A 24,428-nucleotide genomic window follows, 5' to 3' on the forward strand; every position below is an offset into this window, starting at 1 on the left:
ATTTAAAAAAACACCCTTTAATATGAGTAACAAATATTGCGAATAGAAAATAAATAATGAAAAATAGGCCTTAATAATTTATGTAGTATTGTATATTTCACTTATACTGTTACCATCCGTTCAATTAACATATAAATCAAATAGGAACCCAATAATGTCTGATGCAATGAAAGCGTTACTTAACCTACGCAGCTTGCGTGCTGTCGCGAAAGAAATGACCGCCGAGCAACTTAGAGAAGCGTTAGAAAAACTGCAAACCGTCGTTGAAGAACGTGAAGAGATTGAGCGTCAAGCGCAAGAAGAAGAAAAAGCACGCCTAGCGAAACTGGAAAAATACCGTGAAATGTTAATCGCCGATGGTATTGAACCCGATGAACTCATGAAATTATTAGGTGGCGCGAGCAAGTCTAAATCAACAGGCAAGCGCGCGGCACGCCCAGCTAAATATCAATACACTGACAACGACGGCTCGGTAAAAACATGGACCGGTCAAGGTCGTATGCCAAAAGTGATCCGTGAAGCAACCGAAAATGGTAGCGCGAAATTAGAAGACTTCTTGATCCCAGGTCAACAAGCCTAAGTGTTGCGCATAAAGATAAAAAAGAGGCCGTCCGGCCTCTTTTTATCTGATCCGTAGAACTCAACCATCACCCATTAACCGAACTTTATCCGGTCTGCCAAATGACTGACCGCTAAAGCAAAGTAGTGTGAACGGTTCCATTTCAACAAGCTTTGATAGTTGTTATAAACCAAATAAGCTCGTCCAAGTTCATCATCTGGCTGAATCAACCAAGCTTGAATATCGACATTCGGCAGCGCTTGGCCATTAAGACGCGTTACACCCAACGCTTGCCATTGATTTAATGACAGCGCCGTATTACTTTCGACACCAAATTTATTCCTATCTATATGCTTTGGTAATTTAACTTGGCGTCCCCATGTGTACGTATCGTCCCAGCCTGCTTGTTTTAGATAGTTAGCCGCAGAAGCAAAAACATCGGCTTCCGTTTGCCAAATATCTATTTTACCATCTTGGTTCCCATCAACCGCATAATGAAGGAAAGACGTCGGCATAAACTGGCTTTGTCCCATTGCACCGGCCCATGAACCTTTCATGTTCTCAGGCGCAATATGCCCTTCTTGCAATATGGTCAGAGCTGCCATTGTTTGTTGGCGGAAAAAGGCTTCTCGACGCCCATCATAAGCGAGCGTGGCCAGTGCTTCGATAACATTATAGTTGCCTTGCAGTTTGCCAAAATTACTCTCTACGCCCCACAAGGCCACAATGAAACGAGGCTGAACCCGATATTGTTCACCGACTTTTTTAAGCGCCGCATAATGTTTTTTATACAGCGCTTTCGCCTGATCGACTTTCCAATCCGGTACGGCGCGGGGAATGTATTCATCCAAAGTTAAACGCCGCTCAGGTTGATTTCGATCGGCACTGACTGCCCGTTCATGATACTCAATGCCAGCAAACGCGCGCGCCAGTATATCGTCATCAATCCCTGCTTGACGCGCTTCCTCTTTCAATGATTCGACGTACTGATCAAACCCTTCTTTTGCAAATAGCGACCCCGAGGTAAGAACTGAGGCTGCAACCAATGCTGAAATCAAACCTTTGCGCATACGCTTCCCTAATTACAATTTTTCATTCTTGTTTCGGATAGCCTGCAACGCCGCATCTGGTGGCGGTGGTAATTGTAGAAAGAACCCTTCGTTTTGCAGACTTTGTTTCACTTTCTCAATATCAACAACCGCGAGTTTTTCTCGCTTACCGAGATCAATCATCATGGCAAACTCTGGTTGTCCAAAACTGTTCATTAATGCTTCTGGCACATCATCGAATTTATCTCTCCCCGGTACATAAAGATAGGTGCCTTCTTTCTTTTTGCTACGATAAATTGCGCAATACATCTCAATGTCCTCATCAGCATGCCATAACGATGGCGAAATAGTGTCATCGACGAGTTAAGGTTTGTTAGGCTTTGCCGCAAAATGTGTCACACGATGTTCGCTAAACGCGGCTCACATCGCACACCATGACAAGAAATCGCCAAAATAAAGGGGCAATGTCCGCCGAATATCAAACCCTGCTTGCCGCATCGATGCTGTGAATATACCATGCTATCCAACGTCTGATAATGCGCGTCTGACTCGCGTTTCAACGATATAACCGGAATCAAACAACATGCACAAACACCCGGAGTTGAAAGGCTCAACTTTTACTTTGTCTGTTCTTCATCTTGTGGATGACAATTTTACTGAAGCGGCCGCCATTTTGGCTGATAAGGTTTCCCAAGCCCCCGCATTTTTTGAAGGCGCGCCTGTGGTGGCGGATGTCAGCCGTTTAAAGCTATGCCCAGATCTCAGCGCTTTAAAGCACTGTTTAAGTAAAACTGGGATGATTTTAGTCGGCCTTACTGGCGTCACGCATAACGATACCCGCCAGCAAGCCAAATCGGTGGGGCTTGCTGTACTCAAATCGAGCAAGCAATCTCGTGTTGCCGATCCGATTCAAACCCCCACTAAAGTGGTCACGAACCCGGTACGATCGGGACAGCAAATCTATGCCAAAAATGCTGACTTGGTGGTATTGAATCATGTCAGTGCCGGGGCGGAAGTCATTGCTGATGGCAGTATTCATATCTACGGCGTGCTGCGCGGCAGAGCCATTGCCGGCGCCAGCGGCCAGCAACAAGCGCGTATTTATTGCCAGAATTTACAATCAGAATTATTGTCAGTAGCCGGTAGCTACTGGCTAAGCGACAAAATTCCATCTGAATTTATTGAGCGACCCGTCATGGTCTCGCTCAATCAAGAAAGCTTACAAATAGACCCCCTCACGCTATAACAGAATAAGGACGAGGAATGGCACGAATTATTGTAATTACCTCCGGTAAAGGCGGTGTTGGTAAAACCACGTCGAGTGCAGCACTCGCGACGGGACTTGCCATGGCTGGCAAAAAAACCGCAGTGATTGATTTTGATATTGGTCTTCGTAATCTCGATTTAATTATGGGATGTGAGCGCCGCGTGGTGTATGACTTTGTCAACGTGATCAACGGTGAAGCCAACCTCAATCAGGCGCTGATCAAAGACAAACGGGTTGAAAATCTATTTATTCTTCCAGCCTCACAAACTCGTGATAAAGATGCACTCACCAAAGAGGGCGTCGAACGGGTGTTAAAAGAGATGGATGAGATTGGGTTTGAATACATCATCTGCGATTCGCCTGCGGGTATCGAAGCTGGCGCCCTCATGGCTCTTTATTTTGCCGACGAAGCCATCGTCACGACCAATCCTGAAGTCTCTTCGGTGCGCGATTCTGATCGGATTCTGGGCATTCTCGATTCAAAATCTCGCCGCGCCGAAAACGGTGAGGAACCAGTTAAGCACCACTTGCTCCTCACCCGTTATAACCCAAGCCGCGTGACCAACGGCGAGATGCTTAGTGTGTCGGATGTTGAGGAAATCTTACGTATTCCACTGTTAGGGGTCATCCCAGAAAGCCAGTCAGTACTGCATGCCTCAAACAAAGGCGAGCCCGTGGTTCTCGATCAAGAATCGGATGCGGGACAAGCGTATGAAGATGCCATTGCAAGATTGCTTGGCGAAGAGCGCCCATTCCGCTTTATTGAGGAAGAGCGCAAAGGTTTTCTAAAACGCTTATTTGGAGGCTAATGTGGCATTGCTAGAGTTCTTTCGGCCAGCCAAAAAAAAATCCGCCAACATTGCAAAAGAGCGCCTGCAAATCATTGTTGCGGAGCGACGCAGTGCAGATAGCCCTGCCCCAACCTATTTGCCACAGCTCAAGCAAGATATCTTAGATGTGATCCGTAAATATGTGGATATCGGTCCCGAGCAAGTCTCCGTGAGCCTCGAGCAAGGGGACGACGATCTTTCCGTCTTAGAGTTAAATGTGACTTTGCCCGAAGAAGGGAAAGAGAGCTAAAGCGTGAGCCTCGTTCGCTGATTGTAGAAAAGCGGTGCTGAGCACCGCTTTTTTAATGCGTCACTGGCGCACTGGGAATCATCTCTATCAGGCGCTTGCCAATCAGAGTATACCGCCACCCTTGTGCGAGATCTGGGCGTTTGTCTTCCGCTTTATGCTCTCGCCATACCCAACTGATCAGCTGATTCAATTGCTTCTTTGAGCCAATAAACTCCGGTACAAAACCCAGCTCATCCGCACACTGTTGAACGCTTTCTTTGAGCGTCTTAATCACGGCTTTGTAACCCGGCTCATCGACTAAACGCGTGATGGGTTGTGGCCACTTCGCTTTAGGAAGCTTCTCAGCTTGCTTCGCCAGCGTGATCAAGGTTTGAGCATGATAACGAATCTCAAATTTATCAAAATCATGCGCTTGCATTTGCTCAACGCTACGAATTCCAAATCGCGCCATTTTCCAAAGGTGAAGCTCTTTCACTATGAAATTAAGCGCGATATCGCGACGTCGTGCTTCTTTCGCGCGCCACTTTGCAAGCGATTGGAGCACCGCCAATTGATTCGGCTGCAGCTGCCACGCGTATTTAATATCAAGATATGCCAGCGAATCCTCTTTGGGTTGGCGCTTTTTGTCACATAAGCGGGTACATTCTTCTTGCAACGCCGCTTGCCACTGTGTTTTTGCCAAGGCTTTCTCAAGCGCTTGGTACAGAGGCATCAAATAATACACATCCGCCGCCGCATAATGCTTTTGCTTATCGGTTAGTGGGCGCGCACACCAATCAGTGCGTGATTCGCCTTTATCAAGCGCCACTCCCACATAGGTATTTACCAAACTCGCAAACCCTTCTGATACACCGTGCCCTAAAAAAGCAGCCATCAGCTGGGTATCAATCATAGGAGTGGGTAAGGTACCAGCATAGTGTTGAAACACATCTAAGTCTTCACTACTTGCATGCAAGACTTTGGTGACATTGGTGTCAGCCAGCAATGCCCACAACGGAGAAAGATCCTCGATTTCAATCGGATCGATGAGTACAAGTTGCTCACCATCATACAATTGCACCAACCCAAGTTGCGCGTAAAACGTACGGGTACGCACAAATTCGGTATCGACCATCACAGCAGGTTTCTGGCGCATTTTTGCGCATACGTCGACAAGTTGTTGATGTGATGTGATTTGTTGATAATTCACAAGTTAGCCTATAAAGAAAATGCCGGCAATGCCGGCATTTCGTGATTCGTTACGCTCCAGTTTACCCTTTTCGCGGGCAGCGCGCATCAAGCAGACGCTTTTTGCGGCGCCTTAGGGGCTTCATCGCGTAACTCACGGCGCAAGATTTTACCTACATTGGTTTTCGGTAGCTCATCGCGGAATTCAACCACGCGAGGCACTTTATAACCGGTCAAATGCTTACGGCAGTGCGCTATCAGATCATCACGGGTCAGCGACGGATCCTTTTTCACCACACAAATCTTAACGACTTCGCCTGAGTTTTCGTCTGGCTGACCAATCGCGGCGACTTCCAATACCTTATCATGCAGGGCGACCACATCTTCCACTTCATTGGGATAGACGTTAAAGCCTGATACAAGGATCATGTCTTTTTTACGATCGACAATGTGTAAGAAGCCGTCATCATCAAACTGCACCACATCACCGGTTGCCAACCAACCGTCTTCATCGATACTTTCACGCGTCGCCTCTGGTCGGTTCCAATAACCTTGCATCACTTGCGGACCACGCACCAACAATTCGCCCGGTTGGTTATCGGCGACATCTTCACGATTTTCATCCACAATACGGACTTCCGTAGATGGGACGGGCAAACCGATCGACCCGTTGTAATCACGCAAGTCATAAGGATACGCCGCCACAAGCGGTGAGCACTCGGTTAAGCCATAGCCTTCTAGGAGGTGCTTACCGGTCAGTTTTTTCCAGCTTTCTGCGACAGCACGTTGTACTGCCATGCCGCCACCGACGGTGAGGCGCAGGTTGGAGAAATCTAACTCATGAAAATCTTCGTTGTGTAGCAAAGCGTTAAAGAGGGTGTTCACCCCTGTAATCGCTGTAAATGGATATTTTTGTAGCTCTTTGATAAAGCCCGGAATATCACGCGGGTTGGTGATCAACAGGTTCTGTCCACCCATTTCAATAAACAGCAGGCAGTTTACGGTTAGGGCAAACACGTGATAAAGCGGTAGCGCGGTCACTACCAACTCTTCGCCCACATTTAGCACCGGTTGATAAGTGCCTTTCGCTTGGTAGACGTTGGCCAACATGTTGCGGTGCGTCAAGATAGCGCCTTTCGCCAATCCAGTGGTACCACCCGTGTACTGGAGGAAAGCGACATCATCACCTTTTAAGAAAGGCTTTACATACTGCATACGGCGGCCACGGCGGAGCGCATTACGCATCGACGTTGCGTCCGGCAAATGGTATTTCGGTACCATTTTCTTGACGTACTTGACCACAAAGTTCACTAACGTGCCTTTCGCACGAGGGAGCTGGTCTCCCAAACTCGTAAGGATCACGTGCTTAACGGGTGTATTCTCTACCACCTTTTCCAAGGTGTGAGCAAAGTTGCTGACAATCACAATCGCTTTCGCACCTGAGTCAGTCAACTGATGCTCTAACTCTCGCGGCGTATATAAAGGGTTGACGTTAACCGCCACACAGCCCGCTCGCAAAATACCGAACAACGCAATCGGATACTGCAGCAAATTCGGCATCATGATCGCCACACGATCGCCTTTTTGTAATTTCAGCTCGTTTTGCAGATACGCCGCAAATGCACGGCTACGCTCTTCGAGCTTTCGGAAGGTCATGACCTGGCCCATGTTAATAAAGGCTGTTTGGTCAGCGAACTTTTGCACTGAGTGTTCAAACATCTCAATCAAAGAGCGATGGGCATCTGGATCTATTTCCGCCGGCACATCCGACGGGTAACGATTAAGCCAAACCTTTTCCACTGGCTTTCTCCTATGTGTTAGCTTGCAGGCTATACTGCCCGCTTCGATCGACGCGAGATTCTATTCAAACAGGTGTTTAACCCGTCCACCATAGCGTTAACATTATTTTTACACGAGCATTTTAAGTGCGCGTTTGAATTTTGGTCACAAAATCTGTTACCCACGATGCAGCCTGTTGCGGTTGTTGAAGGTGACAGTGATGCGTACCTGGCAGGTCCACCACCTGTAATTGGCGAAACCCATGCATCCGTTGCTGAGCATCCTGCGAACGCAATGCAGGATAGCCATCCGTTCCTCGAATGGCGAGAGCAGGACAGTGAATTGCCCGGATAATCGATTCACAATGCGCGGGCGACATCCGGTAAAGCGCATCCCCGCGCAAATGAGGATCGTGTCGCCAAGTGATACCTTGAGGAGTCTCCATCAACCCGCGAGCGACTAATGGCAAAAGCGGTTCAGCCGCCACTTTATTGATGGACGCGCGTAATTGTAGCGCCTGAAATGCAGAATCAAAGTAGCGTTGGCGCTTTTGACGCTGCTTTAAGCGTTGATCAAGACTTTTCGCCAATCGGTTGGTTATCTGTTGAGCAGGTTCAGCCATCGGGCCGAGTGCTTCTATCATTACCAGTGCAGCAATGCGGTCTGGAAAAGCAGCGGCATAGCAACTCGCCACCAGCCCACCGAGTGAGTGACCGACCAAGATCAGTGGGCCGGAGAAGCGCTGTTGATGAAGCACTTGGTGTAAATCATCCAAGTAATCGTAGAAGGGGTAATAGTAATCGCCCGGTTTATGTTCTGACAGACCGTGTCCGGGCCAATCAAACAATAATAATCCCCACTCGCTGGGTAAATAAGGCACCAGAGCATGAAAACTGGCTAGGTTATCTTGCCAACCGTGAAGCATGACCAAAGTAGGCGCACCGCTTGCCGCCGGACGGGCAGCTCCCGCGACACGCGTTGAGGCCAGTGAGAGTATGAGTGGTTCTAATCCACTCGACAAGCCGATCATCGCTGGATTTGCTTGAAGTGCCTCATCAAGTTGCGCCGACAGTGGGGTATGCATCATTGGTTAGGGTAAAGTGATCACGCTTTGAACTCGACCAGTCCCGACACCTACCCGAACGCGCGAGCAATATAGCCCATAACAATAGGGGCGATCGTCATCGATAACCTTTTGCTCAATGTTCCACAGCTGGTGCCCTTTGACTGACAACACAGGGTAGGCATACTCATAGTCCCCGACTTTACCCATTTGCTGCTCAACAAACTCACCCAATACCGTAATAGGACGCCCTTTCGCATAGTCTGCAGGATCGACAAAGCCGCTAAAAACCGCCTTAAATCGACCCAGTGATGACGCACCTATATCGGGACGTCCAGCACTCGAGGTAGGCAACGCGACGATTTCGACCACCGAGTCCGCTTCGCGGTTTTCAACACTGGCAATCATACCGCCCATGCGCACTTCTTCACCCTGATTGGCTGCGGTCATACTGGCTACGACCGAGTACTCAGTTACCGGCTGATCCATACGACCTTTTAAACTGTCAGGCAAGGTGCTGCAACCGGTTAACAGTAGCGCCCCGATCATCAGCAATCCGATTGGTATTAACTTCATCACACGTACTCCTCTCTCGACGTCATACATAGATATCGACCCCGACGAGGTTCAGCAGTTCCTCTCGCCGCGCATGGTTAAGCACCGCTAAGTAAGACGACATCGCCTGACGACCGCGGCCATCGGGTAAATCATACTGGATATGTTGTTTAGCTTGCTCTGCCTCTGAGACAGAGACGTGTTGCACCTTTTGCCGCACTGCCTTGGCAACTTGGCTCGTTTGCGGGGTTTGTTTACGCGACGCTTTCTCCGAGGATGAAGGGCGCCGCGTTTGATTCGGCCGGTTAGGCGGTGAAGAAGGAATTCCGTTAATCGATACCATACTGGCTTCCTATGCGAGGCAAACCGACCCAAACAGACTCTTACTCGCGTCCGGGGAGCTTCTTCCACGTGACCTTGTCACGCAAGTAGGTGGGCGTCGCGAGCTCAGCGGCGACAGCCTCACCACGCTGGTAGGCGTGTTTAGCGATAGCCAGCATGTCTTGTGCTTGTGGATACAACACGCCCGATTCCGTGGTGGTCAGATCCAACCCTTTCGCTAATTCAGGATAGGCAGGCCAGCCGGTTCCCGCCAGTGCCCACGTACCATCGGTCGATTCAAGACGTAATGCGTCAGGCGCGACAACCGCTTCATCAGCCAACGCAAGCCAATCGCCATTTTCTTGACGTTGATACTGGGCAAAGTATAGCTCTCCCATTCGCGCATCAATCGCCGTGAGTACTTGCGTCGTGCCATGAGTGCGGTGCGCTTGCTCTGCCATCGCCGCTAGCGTCGATACGCCCAGCACGGGTAAATCAGCACCAAACGCTAAACCTTGTGCAATCCCAATGCCAATTCGCACGCCAGTGAAGCTACCTGGACCGCGACCAAAGGCGAGAGCATCGAGTTGCGTGAGTGATACGCCCGCCTCCGCGAGTACCTCATCGACCATGGGTAAGATTTTATTGGTGTGTTCACGCGGCGCAATGTCACTGCGCACCATCATCTGATCGCCGATAGACAGCGCAACAGAGCAGTTTTCCGTGGCCGTATCCACGGCAAGCATTTTTAGCGTCATTTAACCCTCAATCGGTGATTGCAATGCAGTCACATCTGCATCGGTATGGTCAGCATTAATGGCTGACAAAAAGTCGTCAATATTATTTAGATCGCGCGTGCGCGGTATGGGCGGTAAGCTGCGCAAAAAGGTGGCGCCATAAGGGCGCGTCACTAAGCGGTTATCACAAATGATCAACGCGCCTTGATCGCGCTTGTCACGAATCAAACGCCCGACCCCTTGCTTGAGCGTAATTACCGCTTCTGGTATCTGCACTTGCGAGAAAGGGTCACCGCCTTGCAACTTACAATCTTCAATACGCGCTTTAAGTAAAGGATCATCGGGTGAGGCAAACGGCAATTTGTCGATGATCACGCAACTGAGTGCCTGCCCACGCACATCTATCCCTTCCCAAAACGCGCCGGTTGCCACCAGCAACGCGTTCCCCAGTGATAAATATTCTGCCAACAGGCGCTGTTTAGGCATTTCGCCTTGCATCAGTACCGGGATCTCGAGCTGGCCGCGAAACAACGCCGTTAGATCTCGCACCATTTGATGCGAAGTACATAAAAAGAAGCAGCGCCCTTGGTTGCGCTCAATCACAGGCCCCAACAAGGTTGCCAGCTTATCGGCTCGCCGATAGCTATTGGTTTCAGGCACATGGCGTGGCACACACAGTCGCGCTTGTGAGGGGTAGTCAAAGGGGCTTTCTAATGTCATCTGCTGTTGTGCTGAAATGCCAAGTCGATGACTAAAGTGGCTAAAGTCACCTTCCACGGCGAGTGTCGCCGAGGTAAAAATCCATGCCCCACCTTGTTCATTCATTTGTTCGCGGAAACGATCGGCCACCGAGAGCGGCGTAATATTGAGGCTGAAGTGATGGCGCGTACACTCATACCAGTACGAATAGCCTGTGATCGACGTATCACGCAGTCGCGATAAACGTGCCTTAAACAAGGTGATGCGATCAAACGCCGCATCCAATAGTTGGCTGCGACCCAGTGACAGTTTGACCACGTCATGGGCCAACTCCAGTGCATCGGTTAAGCGTACTAATTCTTTCTCGACAGCCGGTGAGGCTTGAAGCTCTCGCCAATTGCCACGAAAGCCGGGCTCTCCCATCACTAAACGCATATCCATCGCCGCTTGCGATAAACGATCGGCGACTTTTTCCAACTGTCGGGTATCACGCAATTCCGTACGATAAGCAATGTGGATGTCTTTCGCAGCGTCTTGTAACTGGCGACTAGACAGCGACTGACCGAAATATTGGCTGGCAATATCAGGTAATTGATGCGCTTCATCGAACACCATGATATCCGCATCTGGGATCAATTCCCCAAACCCAGTTTCTTTGATCGCCACATCAGCCAAGAACAAATGGTGGTTCACGACCACTACATCCGCCTCCATCGCACGACGGCGCGCCTTGACCACATAGCAGTCTTCATAGCTTGGACAGTCTTTGCCAAGACAATTGTCGTTGGTCGACGTGATCACAGGAATGAGCGGACTGTCTTCCGCCAACGCGTCACATTCACTCAAATCCCCCGACTCTGTATACGAAGACCATTCGCGGATTTTGACCAGTTGGCTTAGTTGGCTCGGATCGCTATCTGGACGATGACACTCACTGATTTGACGACTCAAACGCTCGGGGCATAAATAGTTTACTCGCCCTTTCAACAGCGCCGTGGTACCAGTGAACCCCAACGCCGATTTCATCAAGGGTAAATCGCGATGATAAAGCTGCTCTTGCAGGTTCTTTGAGCCCGTGCTGATGATGGCTTTTTTACCACTCAACAATACAGGGGCAAGATAGGCATACGTTTTCCCTGTTCCTGTCCCGGCCTCGACCACCAACTGTCCTTGCTCGCGGATCGCGGCATCGACCGCCTTCGCCATATCGGTTTGCGGCTGTCGAGGCACAAAGCCATCAATTGCTTTTGCCAGCGCACCGGCATCAGAGAAAACCTTTCGGATCATTGGATAAATACACAGGGGAAAGCGGGCATTATGCCAAAGCCCCCAAGAGGATGAAACCACTTCCCCTCGGATGTTCGGCGATCAGGGTAAATTCACTTTGACCTTGGGGTGTAGACAGGGTAAAACCGAAGGACTATTAAGCAACATAACATCAACATGGAACGAAAAACATTACTCACGGATTGTCCCGATGCCCAAGGCCTGATCGCCAAGATCACCAATATTTGTTACAAGCACCAACTCAACATCGTCCATAATCGCGAATATGTCGACAATGCCACGGGTCGATTTTACATGCGCACCGAATTGGAAGGGATTTTTAATGACCACACGCTGTTGTTAGATCTCGACCAAGCGCTTCCTGCTGGGAGTCACCGTCAGCTTATCAGCTCACGACGAAAGCGCGTTGTGATCATGGTGACCAAAGAGTCGCACTGTTTGGGCGACATTTTAATGAAAGCCTACGATGGCTCTTTGGATATCGAGATTGCTGCCGTGGTGGGAAACTATGACAAGCTACAGACGCTGACTGAGCGCTTCGATATTCCGTTCCACCATATTTGCCATCAAGATTTATCGCGTGAAGCACACGAGCAGGCAATGTTAAAGGCAATCCAGCCGTACCAACCAGACTACATCATACTGGCCAAGTATATGCGCGTGCTCACGCCAGACTTTGTCGCGCAATATCCACACAGAATCATTAATATTCACCATAGCTTCTTGCCAGCATTTATTGGCGCACGCCCCTATCATCAGGCTTTTGAACGCGGCGTCAAAATCATCGGTGCAACCGCGCACTTTGTTACCAACAACTTGGATGAAGGCCCTATTATTGGTCAAGATGTGATTCATGTTGATCACAGTTTTAGTGCACAAGATATGGCCAAGGCCGGACGTGATGTGGAAAAAAGCGTGCTAAGCCAAGCGATCGCCCGAGTGGTGGATGACAAGGTTTTTGTTCACGGCAATAAAACCGTGATCCTATAATCACTTATCGCACTCTCGACAGCCTTACGACGCCAGTGCTCAGTCACTGGCCTCACTTGCAATAATCTCAGCCAGCGGAAAAGGGTGAAACTTCACGCAAACATCTTGATACTTAAAAGCGATGGTCGGATTGGGTAACCGCTCGCCTTTAACACAAGGTTCGCTGCTCTTCACCGTGATGGCATGTTGCTGTTCCGCGCGTTCAAATATACCCGGAAACGCTCGCAGCAATGCTTGCTCAAGTCCTACCATATCAGGGTTAGCGCAGGGCAGCACAAACTCAACATGCTCCCAGCTTTGCCGCGGATACCGTTTGTGGCTAGGAAACGGAAGCTCAACCCAATGCGTTTGCCATTGGCCAATGGTTAATGCCCGGTCCAGTGTATAAATGTGGATTGGCCGACCGTTGACGATCGCCTCAGAGCACAACTTACCTTGCGACGCGAGCTCACTGGCCAAAGATTCGGTTACCGCGATATCGTGGGTGCGTATCGCGACATGATCCAGTGTCAGCCCCGAGCAATCGATCGCTAGCAAGTCAAGCAACTGATTGATTTTATCTGCAAAAGCTGCTTTATCTCGCATCAGGGTAGTTAGGTTCGTGGCATCATGCATAGTGACCTCTTTAAGGTTAAACGTCGCCCGTTTCATTTCAGCGCGTAAAGATATCAGTGTTGACGGTGAATAACTATTGCCAACCCCTGCTAGTTTATGGGTATCATTAGGGTTTACCCGCGTCAGTTGACGCCACGGTTCGCAACAATACAGCATCCCGCCAACACTGTGCTTGTACGCCCAAGGCTCAGTGCAGTGTTGGCGGATTCTTGTATCTGTAAGCTGGAAGCCCACACAACGGGCAGTTAACAATCGGCCCGGTTAGTAGTAAAGGTAAGCAAGTGAATATTCAAAGTCTTCTTAACGAGAAAGTTTCTGCCGCCATGGTTGCGGCTGGTGCGCCTGAAGGCACACCGGCGGCGGTACGTCAGTCTGCTAAACCTCAATTTGGTGATTATCAGGCCAACGGCGTGATGGGCGCAGCAAAAAAATTAGGATGTAACCCTCGCGAGTTCGCACAAAAAGTACTGGATGCCCTCGACCTTGGCGATATGGTCAGTAAAACCGAAATCGCTGGCCCTGGTTTTATCAATATTTTCTTAAACGACCAATGGCTGGCGAAGCAAGCAGACCAAGCGCTCGCGGATGCGCGATTAGGTGTCGCCACGGAAGCGGCGCAAAACATTGTGGTCGATTACTCGGCACCAAACGTTGCCAAAGAAATGCACGTGGGCCATCTGCGTTCAACCATCATTGGTGACGCCGTTGTTCGCACCTTGGAATTTCTAGGCCATAAGGTCACCCGCGCCAACCATCTCGGCGACTGGGGCACGCAGTTTGGTATGTTGATTGCCAACTTGGAACTGCATGAGTCTCGCGGTGATGACATCTCGATGGAACTTGGCGATATTGAAAACTTCTATCGTGAGTCCAAGCGCCGTTACGACGAAGACGAAGAGTTTGCTGCCACTGCACGTCAGTATGTGGTTCGTCTTCAGCGTGGTGATGCGTACTGCAAAGAAAAATGGGAAAAATTAGTGAAAGTGACGTTGGAACAAAACCAACGTAACTACGACCGTCTCAATGTGTCATTGACTGACAAAGACGTCATGGGTGAAAGCCTTTATAACGACATGCTGCCGGGCATTGTCGAAGACTTAAAAGCGAAAGGCATTGCTGTTGAAGATGACGGTGCACAAGTCGTGTTCTTGGATGAATACAAGAACAAAGACGGTGAGCCTATGGGTGTGATCATTCAAAAGCGTGATGGTGGCTTTTTGTACACCACCACCGACATTGCCTGTGCCAAATACCGCTACGAGCATTTCAATGCCGATCGCGTCTTGTATTTTATTGACTCACGCCAGCATCAGCACCTGATGCAAGCATGGACCATTGTGCGTAAAGCTGGTTACGTGCCTGATTCTGTCAGCCTCGAGCACCATGCGTTTGGTATGATGCTTGGCAAAGATGGCAAGCCATTTAAAACTCGAGCAGGTGGCACCGTTCGTCTTGCTGACTTACTCGACGAAGCTGAAACCCGTGCCAAGGCACTGATCGCCAAGAAAAATCCAGACATGGATGAAGCTGAGCAGCGTGAAATCTCTACCACAGTCGCAATGGCGGCGGTGAAGTATGCGGATCTGTCTAAGCACCGCACCACGGACTACATCTTCGACTGGGATCATATGCTGGCATTTGAGGGCAACACAGCGCCTTATATGCAGTACGCCTACACCCGTGTTGCTTCTGTGTTTGCAAAGTCAGGCGTTGACCGTGATGCACTTGAAGGTGAAATGGTCATTGAGCATGAGAAAGAAAAAGCATTGGTTGCCAAGCTATTGCAATTCGAAGAAGCGGTTAAGTCTGTTGCTCGCGAAGGCCAACCACACCTGATGTGTAGCTACTTGTTCGATTTGGCGGGACTTTTCTCTAGCTTCTATGAAGCGTGTCCGATTCTGTTGGCTGAAGGTCAAACCCGTCAAAGTCGTCTGCGCATGGCGGCACTGACAGCAAAAACGATCAAACAAGGTCTTGCGCTACTGGGTATCAATACCCTTGAGCGCATGTAACCTTACCTTGTTCAACCGATAGCTGATATGAAAGCCCACCCTAACCGGTGGGCTTTTTAATGGTTAGCCTTGCCCGAAACGCTGTTCGGTTTCGCTTAGCCAAAGCCGCTCCTCAGGGGTGGATAAGCGTCCCATAACGGCATTGCGATGTGGAAAACGGCCAAAGGCCTCGATAATGTCATAATGCTGACGCGCATAATCGTAGCATTGTTCAAACCAAGCTTGATTCTCTGGTTCAACCGCTTGCCGAAGTTGATTGAAGCGAAACAGAGCTTCTTGCTGATCGTCTTCTCCCTCTGCGTGCTCGAGCGGCATGTAAAAGAAAACACGCTGTAAAGGCGTCAGTGCCTGATCATCCCCTTTCGCTAACCCAGCCTTACAAATGGCTAATGCTAATGCATCATAACGATACGCCGCCGCTAACCCTCGGTATAAATTGCGTGGGAATTGGTCCAGCAAGATAATCAATGCAAGGCGGCCTTGTGGGGTCTGCGCCCACGCATTTAATTCTCCCGCTCCCGCCGCGCTAACCCACGTTTGAAACATTGCTCGAATCTGTTCATCGGTTTCTGGATTGCCACCAAACCACAACGCATTGCACTCTGGCGCCGGCACTTGCTCAGCGCTTTGACCAAACCAAAACGAAAGGACTTCTTGATAGTGCATCTTGCCTCCTACCCGCAACCTTAACCGCTCTCACGATCAAGTCATTCAATATTCTTCTCTATTCAAGCGTACTTGGTTTTGGTTGTCCCCGGTTCAAATCAAACAATCTCATCGGTACTTTGTGACCCGTCAGCAAGTTGTGATGTAAGCTAGAGCAATACATTTCATTAAGGAGCCACCATGTCTTTTTCTCTTCATGATCGCCTCGCTGCAGATAGTGCCTACGTGGGCGACTTTGATTTGTGCCAATTACGTCTTGCCCATGCAGATTTTGGCCCTTGGCTAATCCTCATCCCACGCAAAAACCATATCCACGAAGTGCATCACCTCAGTGATGAGGATCAGCAACAGCTATGGCGAGAGTCGGCTGCTGTCTCGCAATGTTTGGAACACTGTTTCCGCCCCGATAAGCTCAACATCGCGGCGATCGGCAACCGCGTGCCACAACTTCATGTCCATCATGTCGCACGCTTCCAAACCGATAGTGTGTGGCCGAATCCTATCTGGGGACATCTTAATGTGGGCCCTCGCGCTAATGATAAACAAACTGCTCTGATTCAAACCCTACGAACCACGCTGATGCCAGATGGATTGGATGTCAATCCGGCATAAAACGCTTCGTTATTTTCGTCAAAATGGAAAAGCGCAGCAATAAAAAACATAAATTTCAGACACTTAAGAGTGACTGCACTTTTAACGAAAGATGGCGGAATTCTCCTAACTCTTCCTGACCCACACAGGCTACATTAGTGACTCTTTCATAACCTTTTCAACCGGGTGGAGTGTCCGCTCCGCCCCCGGCAGCAAGCGAAGGTGTCGTTGACACCCGTGGTATGGTCTCCCCGGTCATACCACGTTCCTTTTTCCTTTATACAAATTCCAATACCAGTCGCTGTCAGATATGTGCAAGAATGCATATGCCTTACTGGCGTAGCAGATTTAATCGGCTGGGCTAGTGAGTGCTTGAGGGAGGATGCGATCACGATACTGTGAGGGGCTCACACCAAAGTATCCTTTAAACCGCTGACTGAAATACGCTGGATCACGATAGCCACACGCTTCGGCTGTCTCAGTAATACTCATCCCTTGTTTTAACAGCCCGCTCGCATGGGTCAATCGCTTTTGAGTGATATAGCTGGTGACCGTGATGTGAAAATACTGGCGGCATTTGCGTTGTAAGTTCCGCTCCGACATGGCCAATACAGCAGCCAGCTCATGAGTAGAAAAGTCAGGATGGGTAAAGCCGCTTTCTACCGCTTGCATAAAACGCGAGATCCATGCTGAGCGCAGCTGTTGACACTGAGCACGGCGTTTAGCGTGATGCCCCTTCATAGTGACGACAACCGCTTCAGGCTGAGCCGCGATGGGATCAAAAACTGGCTGTGTTGTGTGAATTTGTTGAAGACGCTTGCTTTGTTGCCTAGCCTGATAGCGCTGTTTAAACGCTAATCCAACCGCTAACAACACAATACTCACGAAAACAGCAAGAACGGCCCCACTCATCATGTGTGGCAACATGGGAAGAGAGATATCAAGATTTAATACCGTATGCGAGGCACCATCGCGAGGAATGGCAATGCGCAGCTGATACTCTCCCCCTGCCATATTCGCCAGCGTAATCGTATCGCTGCTGGTTTGTTGCCATGCGGCAAGCTGGCCGGCCATTGGGTTCCCCGGATGACGCTTAGCAATCAACTGGTAGTGGACACGACTGACCTGTCGCTCGGGTGGCCAACTTCCCCACTCAAGTTGGGTCGGATTATTTTCCAGCAATGTCATGGACGTTTGCTGGCGAGGTGCAATACGCCAACGCCTATCCTGTTGCCATACCGCGCCAATCACAACCTTCGGCGGTTTTCGTAGTGAGAACGCAAGTTGATCGGTATTAATCACAAAGCGTTCAGCGCCGGAAAAAATGGTCAGCTGATGCGGGTTGGATACTCGACACTCCACCTGTCCCATTGGCGAGGGTAATCTGAATGTCCGCACGACACCTCTTGGCGCGATATGGACGATGGCTTGGTTGCTGTATGCCCAAACACCATCTTTGTTCCCGGTAATACAATGAAACTGCTCATTGTTTAACGACAGGTAGGCCGCCGACACCGTATCCGGCGTGGTATGGTCATACTGATAAATGCCTTGCGCACTGGCTAGCCAAAGGCGGCCCCGTTCATCGGTATACAAATCAGACAGTGGCAGGAGAGAAACAGGTAATCGAATCGCCTGAAACTGTCCATCTCGATAACGCGTCAAACCTTGCTGCTGCCGGATCCAAACACTACCGCGACCATCATCATAAAAACCTTCAACGTCACCCTCGTCCACTTGCCATCCGGTTCCGTAGTCCACAACCGTCTCTGAATCCGGCCAGTAGCGGATTAACTGAGCCCCTTTTGCCAACCAAAGTGTCCTTGCCGCATCAGTATACAAGTGGTCAGCGGCGAAGTTAGCGACAGGTTCAGGGAGTATTAAACGCGCCCCTGTTTGAGTATCTAAGCCCGCCACACCATTTTCTGTCGACCACCACAACTGGGTCGCTTTTCGTGCGGCACTCTTGATCTTATCGCCGTTTTGATCGGGCATACGCGCCAACCAACGACCACTCAGATCGCGCCAATGACGACCTCTTAACAGCCACGGGTCACTCGCCTCAGAAAAACCATGAGTGATCGCTTGTGGAAAGGGACCATGATGATGCGCAATCCAGCGCTGCCCGGCAGCACGATAACGCAGAGATCGGTCGGTGGAAAACCAAATCCCTCCTTCGGCGTCGGCACGTAAAAATGTCACCCTTGAACCATCAATTGCACTCTGACTCGGCGTCCATACCGGCGATGCGCTCCCATCGAGTGACAGTAGAAACAGTCCTTGATCATTGGCGGCCCAAACGCCTCCCGCGCCTGATGCGAGAAAACTAAATCCACCCTGCTGAGTTAGTATGTGTTGCCCGGTCACAGAGTGTTCATCGAGGGCAAGTAAATAGACCGCATTTTGGGTGCTGACCCAAGCTCTCGAGTCTTGCCCTGTGATCGCAGTTATCGCTGAATTGAAGCGATGTATCTGGCGAATACCTTGCTCATCCACTTGGTAGAGCCCCTGACCAATAGCAATCAAGCGATGCTCGTTCGTCATCCAAGTTAACTCGGCTTGCCATTGTCCTGCGCGCCAAATAGAAAAGCTGTTGTCTTCCACCACATAACGGCTGAGTTGACCGTCACTAATATGCCAAAGCTCACCGTCTATCGTCGCAAGACGGGATTGTGCATCCGCTTGGCGCGCCAACACCGTCTGTGGCAGACGATAACGAGTGACAATATGCTGCCCCGATTGGTAGCGATAAATAAAGTTTTGCCCTGCCATCCAAAGGGCATCATGCGCAAAGGCAATCGCCGTTACTTTTTCTTCGGGCAGACTGAGAACATCACTGAGTGGGTGGGTTTGGTGGCCGTCAAAAAAGACAACCGCGCCTTGATGATTAAGCAGCCACACTCCTCCACCCGGCTGGTAGGCAATATCACGCACGTTCGCGACCGCCTGCAAGCCCGGATAGGCTTGGAACGAGGTTTCCAACCCATGATGTGCCTGCAAAGGCAGACAGAGAAAGGTGCTAATTACCCAAATCAGGCAGAGCAAAAGGCGTTTCATGCAACTAAGAGAGGAATAAGGGTCGCAAAATTAAGACGGGTATCATCCTGTGTAACCAAACAAAATGGAACCCTGCGACCCTCAATGTGAGCTGGGCCTCACATTCTTGAGATTTATTAGCTGTTCAGAACTTGAGACAGCTGCTGGTGAGCGCGTCTTGCTTGACGCTTGAAGTCGTCCTGCTCGCTACGCGGTACAGGATGCGCTTCAGGTAAAGGAACCTTCATCGCATTCACTGGATGGCCATATTTAATCAGCTCAAAATGCAAATGAGGTCCGGTCGAGCGCCCAGTGTTGCCACTCAATGCGATTTTTTGCCCCATAGAGACGTGATCACCCGGTTTCACTAAAATACGGTGAAGATGCAAATAGCGGGTCGAGTATTCGCGACCGTGTTTGATCACGACATAGTTGCCGGCTAGTGGGTGCTTGCGCGCTTTGACCACTACCCCATCACCTGCCGCCAAGACGGGCGTACCCACCGGGGTGGCAAAATCGGTGCCATTATGCGGTGAAATACGTCCGGTGATCGGATGCTTACGATGTGGGTCAAATGGCGAGCTGATACGGTAACGCTTAGCGGTTGGGAAACGGCGCAAAGCACGATCCAGACTATGGCCCTGCTCATCGTAAAAGCGACCATCGGTGTGGCGGTAGACAAAGATATCTCGATCGCCCGCTTGATAAAGCATCGCCATCACGTCGCCAGACGATACCGCTTTATTATCGATAAACTCTTTGTTGACCAAGACTGAAAAGCGATCCCCACGATGGGATTCTGCACCAAAGTCAAAACGCCATTGTAAGGCTGAGACTAAGTTCTGAATTTGGTTGGGCGTCAATCCTGCTTGTCGAGCTTGCTGGTAAAAGCTACTTGTGACGCGACCCGACAGAGTGACTTGCTCGTAGACTCCGGTCGTTTCAAGTTGCTCGTAGCTCACCCCATCCGCACCGAAGACATACTGATCCCGATATTTAATCGATTGATAGACAGTGAGTGACGAAAGCTGTCCCTCATCATCAACTTGCCAATCAATTTTTTGTCCAAGCCGAAGATCGCCTGCCTTCTGATTCACATCGAGGATCTGGTACATCTGACGGAGCGGTATACCATACTGTGAAAAAATCGCACCCAAGGTATCACCAGAGGCAACCGTGTGGGTGTGAATGCGGGCCGCTTCTGAAGTGATATCTTGCTCGAGAGCATCTTCAGGCACTGTCAGTGCTGGATCATCAGCGTCTAAACCAACTTCAATCGGCTCACTGTTTTCTAGCGGCATCGATGCCTGTTGCTCATCGATTAGCGGCAATGAGCGACGTTCATCGTGATGTTTAAAAGGATGTGGCTGCCACATGAGTGCGGCAGCAACGAGTAACGATAATGAGGCGAGCGCCAGCTTGTGCTGGCGAGGTAACCGAGCGGTCGCGGCTAACCAGTTAGTGAGTAGTTTCATGCTTTAAACAACGTGCGAAGCGGTTTCCCATATCTTTCAAAAAAACCTGATAACCATCAGGCGCAACTCGAATAGCAGTTGCCAACGGATCCAAAGCAATCACAGTAACGTCATCGTTTCGGGTCACAGCATCGACCAGTGAGGGATTAAACTGCGGCTCGGTGAAGATACAGGTCGCGTCATGATTTAGCAATCCTCTCCGGATAGTTACTAGGGTCTTTGCGCCCGGTTTTTGGCTAGGATCAACGGTAAAGTGGCCCGTTTTCTTCAAACCAAATGCTTGTTCAAAGTAACCGTACGCATCATGAAATACGAAATATCCACTTTGCTGGCGTTGCGCCAATGCCGCATGAATATCGGTTACTGTCTCATCCAGCTGGGCGTTAAAAATGGCTAATTTAGCGCGGTATTGGTCAGCCTTTTCGGGCGCAGTTGTTATCAAGGCTTGAGTAATCGCCCGCGCTGCGACACGTGCCGACTCGGGGCCCAGCCAAATATGAGGGTCAATACCATGGTGGTCATGGTCGTGGCCATGATGGTGGGTCTCTGCTTCCCCGTCATAATGACGAAGTGGGATCCCCTCTACTTGAGTGAGGGTTAATACATTGGGCTGCTCTTGCAACAGTTTACTCAAGAATAATTCAAGCTCCGGTCCCACCCAAACCGTCAAATCGGCCGCTTTCAAATTGCGAATATCAGAAGGTTTTAGCGCATAGCCGTGTGGTGATGCGCCGGGCGGGAGTAACACCTCTACCGTATCGTCGTCTGCGACTAACCCTTTAGCAATCAGCTGCACCGGCTTAATCGTGGTCATCACAGTGACAGCCTGCGCTGGCAAGGCCAGTAACAGCGCAAAAAATAGTCCAATAACACGCACACCCATGGTTTACCCCAATTAATCAGTTTCATCAGCGATGCGAAATGTTATAATATAACAATTACAATTCACAATGCTTTTTTCACTATGACTGACTCGCTAGTCACCCTCGATGCGGTGACGGTGACCTATAACGGCCGCCAGGTTCTGGATAATGTGTCGCTAGACTTAAAACGCGGCAATATCACCACATTGATTGGCCCTAATGGCGCGGGAAAATCCACCCTTGTAAAAACACTGATTGGCTTGGTTAAACCCAGCCAAGGCGCTGTGAGGCTTAAAAAAGGATTAAAGATCGGTTATGTGCCACAAAAGCTTCAGCTTAACCAAACACTACCCTTGACGGTCGACCGGTTTATCCGCTTGGGGACGCGCTACACCAACGCGCAAATTACGCAAGCGCTAAGCACCGTCAATGCGGCCGCACTGCAATTTTCTAACATGCATACCTTGTCCGGCGGAGAAACCCAGCGGGTGTTGCTTGCCCGTGCGATCCTGAAATCTCCCGATCTCTTAGTACTGGATGAGCCGGTGCAAGGCGTGGATGTCAGCGGCCAGCTTGAAATGTATAGCCTTATCGCGACGCTGCGCGACACACTCAGCTGCGCCGTTTTAATGGTCTCACACGACCTGCATTTAGTGATGGCGAAAACCGATGAGGTGATCTGTTTGCAGCACCATGTGTGTTGCTCAGGGGCGCCTGATGCGATTTCTCAACATCCCTCTTATGTCGCGATGTTCGGTCGCCAAACCAGCGAACAGCTTGCTTTGTATCACCACCATCACAATCACGATCACGATTTATCTGGACAGCCTGTTAATGGCTGCCAACATCAGGAAGACCAGCATGATTGAGTTTTTAATGGCACCTATTCTAGGAGGGGTGCTGATTGCCGCCATTGCAGGTCCACTGGGCTCTTTTGTGGTATGGCGTCGAATGGCCTATTTTGGTGATACCCTCGCCCATGCGTCGTTGCTTGGGCTCGCCGTCGGTTTTTTGTTGCAAATTGACCTTAATCTTGCGCTTATCGCAACCTGTCTTTTACTTGCCATTGTTCTGGTTGGTTTACAGCGCCAGCACTTAGTCGCCACTGATACTCTGCTCGGTATTTTGGCGCACAGTGCTTTATCGTTAGGGCTCGTCGCGGTCAGTTTTCTTGATACAGTACGTGTGGATTTAATGGCGTATCTGTTTGGGGACTTATTGGCCGTGACCTATACCGATTTAACTTGGTTAGCTATTGGCGCTTGCTTCACATTTGCTGTGATGGCTTATTACTGGGAGCCCTTACTCTCAATGACCGTCAGCGAAGAGTTGGCTCAAGTTGAGGGCATTGATGTGGAACGCTTACGGCTGCTGCTCATGTTACTTATCGGGCTTGTGATTGCACTGGCGATGAAATTTGTCGGCGCCTTGATCATTACGTCAATGCTTATCATTCCCGCAGCAACAGCACGACGTCTCTCGGCTACGCCCGAACAAATGGCGTCATTGTCGAGTTTAATTGGAATGGGCGCTGTTTTTCTCGGTATGGCGGGCTCTTGGTTTTACGATACGCCGGCTGGTCCATCGGTCGTGGTTGCGGCGGCAGGCGTATTTATGCTGAGCCAGCTGATCCCAATTCGAAGCCGCTAGCGACTCATCCATACGGTTAGCTTGTGCTCATACAAAACAAGACAAAAAAGCCGCTCACAGTGAGCGGCTTTGAATCATGCTACGACTGCGTTTTTACCATCCGGTTTTATCGCGCAGTGCTTGACCAATTTCTGCCAAGCTTTTTACTGTGGTGACGCCTGCAGCTTCAAGAGCTGCAAACTTGTCATCGGCTGTTCCTTTACCACCAGAGATAATCGCACCCGCATGGCCCATACGTTTACCCGGAGGTGCGGTTACTCCGGCAATATAAGAAACAACAGGTTTGGTGACATTCTCTTTGATGTAAGCCGCCGCTTCTTCTTCAGCCGTACCACCGATTTCACCAATCATGACAATCGCTTCAGTCGCTGGATCCTTTTCGAACATTTCGAGAATGTCGATAAAGTTAGAACCTGGAATAGGATCGCCACCAATCCCGACACAGGTTGACTGGCCAAAACCTTCATCCGTAGTCTGCTTCACCGCTTCATAGGTCAAGGTACCTGAACGTGACACAATACCGACTTTACCCGGTTTATGGATGTGACCTGGCATGATGCCAATCTTACATTCACCCGGGGTGATCACGCCTGGGCAGTTTGGACCAATCATGCGAACGCCAGCTTCATCAAGCTTCACTTTCACTTCCAGCATATCCAGCGTTGGGATCCCTTCGGTGATACACACAATCAACTCGATACCCGCATCAACTGCTTCGAGAATCGCATCTTTACAGAATGGTGCTGGCACGTAGATCACCGACGCTGTTGCACCCGTCGATTCCACGGCTTCTGCCACTGTGTTAAACACCGGCAAACCGAGATGGGTAGTTCCCCCTTTACCCGGTGATACCCCACCAACCATTTGCGTACCGTATTCGATCGCCTGCTCAGAGTGGAAGGTACCCTGTCCACCCGTAAAGCCCTGACAGATGACTTTGGTGTCTTTATTAATCAGCACTGACATT

Annotated in this window: 24 protein-coding genes; 9 read left to right on the top strand and 15 right to left on the bottom strand. The window is 50.0% G+C overall.

From position 1 onward, the window contains the following. Positions 1-154: 154 nt before the first annotated feature. A complete protein-coding gene (locus BZG84_RS09425) occupies positions 155-580 on the top strand; it encodes an H-NS family histone-like protein (RefSeq protein ID WP_077481191.1) in 426 nt (141 codons plus the stop codon). 74 nt (positions 581-654) lie between these two features. On the opposite strand, the gene BZG84_RS09430 is transcribed toward BZG84_RS09425, so the two are convergent. Both BZG84_RS09430 and BZG84_RS09435 read right to left on the bottom strand, forming a co-directional pair. Further along, positions 655-1,629 carry a lytic murein transglycosylase gene (locus tag BZG84_RS09430; protein ID WP_077678152.1) on the bottom strand — a complete coding sequence of 325 codons (975 nt, stop codon included), beginning with the start codon at positions 1,627-1,629 and terminating at the stop codon, positions 655-657. 12 nt (positions 1,630-1,641) lie between these two features. Continuing rightward, on the bottom strand, positions 1,642-1,917 hold the full coding sequence (locus BZG84_RS09435) for a YcgL domain-containing protein (protein WP_069588792.1): 276 nt from the start codon (positions 1,915-1,917) through the stop codon (positions 1,642-1,644). Positions 1,918-2,191: 274 nt separating this feature from the next. On the opposite strand from BZG84_RS09435, the gene minC reads away from it, so the two are divergent. The 3 genes from minC to minE are packed head-to-tail and all read left to right on the top strand — an operon-like array spanning position 2,192 to position 3,955. Further along, entirely contained in the window at positions 2,192-2,854 is a 663-nt protein-coding gene (gene minC, locus BZG84_RS09440; protein ID WP_077481187.1) for a septum site-determining protein MinC, read from the top strand. Between the two features lie 17 nt (positions 2,855-2,871). After that, a complete protein-coding gene (gene minD / locus BZG84_RS09445) occupies positions 2,872-3,684 on the top strand; it encodes a septum site-determining protein MinD (RefSeq protein WP_077481185.1) in 813 nt (270 codons plus the stop codon). Between the two features lies 1 nt (position 3,685). After that, on the top strand, positions 3,686-3,955 hold the full coding sequence (minE, locus tag BZG84_RS09450; RefSeq protein ID WP_069588784.1) for a cell division topological specificity factor MinE: 270 nt from the start codon (positions 3,686-3,688) through the stop codon (positions 3,953-3,955). Positions 3,956-4,007: 52 nt separating this feature from the next. Here minE and rnd read toward each other — a convergent pair whose 3' ends face one another. The 7 genes from rnd to BZG84_RS09485 form a co-directional block, all read right to left on the bottom strand. Then, positions 4,008-5,144: a ribonuclease D gene (rnd, locus tag BZG84_RS09455; RefSeq protein ID WP_077481183.1), complete on the bottom strand. Its 1,137-nt coding sequence runs from the start codon at positions 5,142-5,144 to the stop codon at positions 4,008-4,010. An 86-nt stretch (positions 5,145-5,230) separates the two neighbouring features. Then, entirely contained in the window at positions 5,231-6,922 is a 1,692-nt protein-coding gene (gene fadD, locus BZG84_RS09460) for a long-chain-fatty-acid--CoA ligase FadD (RefSeq protein ID WP_069588781.1), read from the bottom strand. A gap of 121 nt (positions 6,923-7,043) precedes the next feature. After that, positions 7,044-7,988 (bottom strand): alpha/beta fold hydrolase, encoded by a 945-nt coding sequence (locus BZG84_RS09465; protein ID WP_241825776.1) that lies wholly within the window; start codon positions 7,986-7,988, stop codon positions 7,044-7,046. A gap of 3 nt (positions 7,989-7,991) precedes the next feature. Beyond that, positions 7,992-8,540 (bottom strand): Slp family lipoprotein, encoded by a 549-nt coding sequence (locus BZG84_RS09470; protein ID WP_158011478.1) that lies wholly within the window; start codon positions 8,538-8,540, stop codon positions 7,992-7,994. 22 nt (positions 8,541-8,562) lie between these two features. Then, positions 8,563-8,862, bottom strand: a complete 300-nt coding sequence (locus BZG84_RS09475) for a hypothetical protein (protein ID WP_077481179.1) — start codon at positions 8,860-8,862, stop codon at positions 8,563-8,565. Between the two features lie 40 nt (positions 8,863-8,902). Further along, positions 8,903-9,598, bottom strand: coding sequence for a tRNA (adenosine(37)-N6)-threonylcarbamoyltransferase complex dimerization subunit type 1 TsaB (gene tsaB / locus BZG84_RS09480; protein WP_077481177.1), 696 nt, complete (start codon positions 9,596-9,598; stop codon positions 8,903-8,905). After that, positions 9,599-11,563 (bottom strand): ATP-dependent DNA helicase, encoded by a 1,965-nt coding sequence (locus BZG84_RS09485; protein ID WP_077481175.1) that lies wholly within the window; start codon positions 11,561-11,563, stop codon positions 9,599-9,601. 156 nt (positions 11,564-11,719) lie between these two features. Here BZG84_RS09485 and purU point away from each other — a divergent pair, with 156 nt between their 5' ends. Next, positions 11,720-12,553 (top strand): formyltetrahydrofolate deformylase, encoded by an 834-nt coding sequence (gene purU, locus BZG84_RS09490; protein ID WP_077481173.1) that lies wholly within the window; start codon positions 11,720-11,722, stop codon positions 12,551-12,553. 39 nt (positions 12,554-12,592) lie between these two features. On the opposite strand, the gene BZG84_RS09495 is transcribed toward purU, so the two are convergent. Further along, a complete protein-coding gene (locus tag BZG84_RS09495) occupies positions 12,593-13,168 on the bottom strand; it encodes a VOC family protein (RefSeq protein ID WP_158011479.1) in 576 nt (191 codons plus the stop codon). A gap of 281 nt (positions 13,169-13,449) precedes the next feature. Between BZG84_RS09495 and argS the strand changes: the two genes are divergently transcribed. Continuing rightward, positions 13,450-15,180 (top strand): arginine--tRNA ligase, encoded by a 1,731-nt coding sequence (gene argS, locus BZG84_RS09500; RefSeq protein ID WP_077481169.1) that lies wholly within the window; start codon positions 13,450-13,452, stop codon positions 15,178-15,180. 63 nt (positions 15,181-15,243) lie between these two features. Here the strand turns inward: argS and BZG84_RS09505 are convergent, their stop codons facing one another. Then, positions 15,244-15,846, bottom strand: a complete 603-nt coding sequence (locus tag BZG84_RS09505) for a DUF924 family protein (RefSeq protein ID WP_077481167.1) — start codon at positions 15,844-15,846, stop codon at positions 15,244-15,246. Between the two features lie 180 nt (positions 15,847-16,026). Here BZG84_RS09505 and BZG84_RS09510 point away from each other — a divergent pair, with 180 nt between their 5' ends. Then, complete coding sequence (locus BZG84_RS09510; RefSeq protein WP_077678154.1) at positions 16,027-16,458, top strand: HIT domain-containing protein; 432 nt, start codon at positions 16,027-16,029, stop codon at positions 16,456-16,458. Between the two features lie 327 nt (positions 16,459-16,785). Here BZG84_RS09510 and BZG84_RS09515 read toward each other — a convergent pair whose 3' ends face one another. From BZG84_RS09515 to znuA, 3 genes are all read right to left on the bottom strand, one after another. Continuing rightward, entirely contained in the window at positions 16,786-19,494 is a 2,709-nt protein-coding gene (locus BZG84_RS09515) for an AraC family transcriptional regulator (protein WP_077479098.1), read from the bottom strand. Positions 19,495-19,610: 116 nt separating this feature from the next. Beyond that, on the bottom strand, positions 19,611-20,948 hold the full coding sequence (mepM, locus tag BZG84_RS09520; protein WP_077479099.1) for a murein DD-endopeptidase MepM: 1,338 nt from the start codon (positions 20,946-20,948) through the stop codon (positions 19,611-19,613). Beyond that, positions 20,932-21,831: a zinc ABC transporter substrate-binding protein ZnuA gene (gene znuA / locus BZG84_RS09525; RefSeq protein WP_077455207.1), complete on the bottom strand. Its 900-nt coding sequence runs from the start codon at positions 21,829-21,831 to the stop codon at positions 20,932-20,934. Before znuA ends, mepM begins: the two co-directional genes overlap by 17 nt. 81 nt (positions 21,832-21,912) lie before the next feature. On the opposite strand from znuA, the gene znuC reads away from it, so the two are divergent. Both znuC and znuB read left to right on the top strand, forming a co-directional pair. After that, complete coding sequence (gene znuC / locus BZG84_RS09530) at positions 21,913-22,680, top strand: zinc ABC transporter ATP-binding protein ZnuC (protein ID WP_077479100.1); 768 nt, start codon at positions 21,913-21,915, stop codon at positions 22,678-22,680. Further along, positions 22,673-23,461 carry a zinc ABC transporter permease subunit ZnuB gene (gene znuB, locus BZG84_RS09535; RefSeq protein ID WP_077479101.1) on the top strand — a complete coding sequence of 263 codons (789 nt, stop codon included), beginning with the start codon at positions 22,673-22,675 and terminating at the stop codon, positions 23,459-23,461. Before znuC ends, znuB begins: the two co-directional genes overlap by 8 nt. Positions 23,462-23,554: 93 nt before the next feature. Here the strand turns inward: znuB and sucD are convergent, their stop codons facing one another. Next, positions 23,555-24,427, bottom strand: a complete 873-nt coding sequence (gene sucD / locus BZG84_RS09540) for a succinate--CoA ligase subunit alpha (protein ID WP_077455210.1) — start codon at positions 24,425-24,427, stop codon at positions 23,555-23,557. Between the last annotated feature and the right edge of the window lies 1 nt (position 24,428).

Origin of the sequence: Salinivibrio sp. PR932, assembly GCF_001996125.1 — a bacterium.
In the GTDB taxonomy this organism is placed as follows: domain Bacteria; phylum Pseudomonadota; class Gammaproteobacteria; order Enterobacterales; family Vibrionaceae; genus Salinivibrio; species Salinivibrio proteolyticus.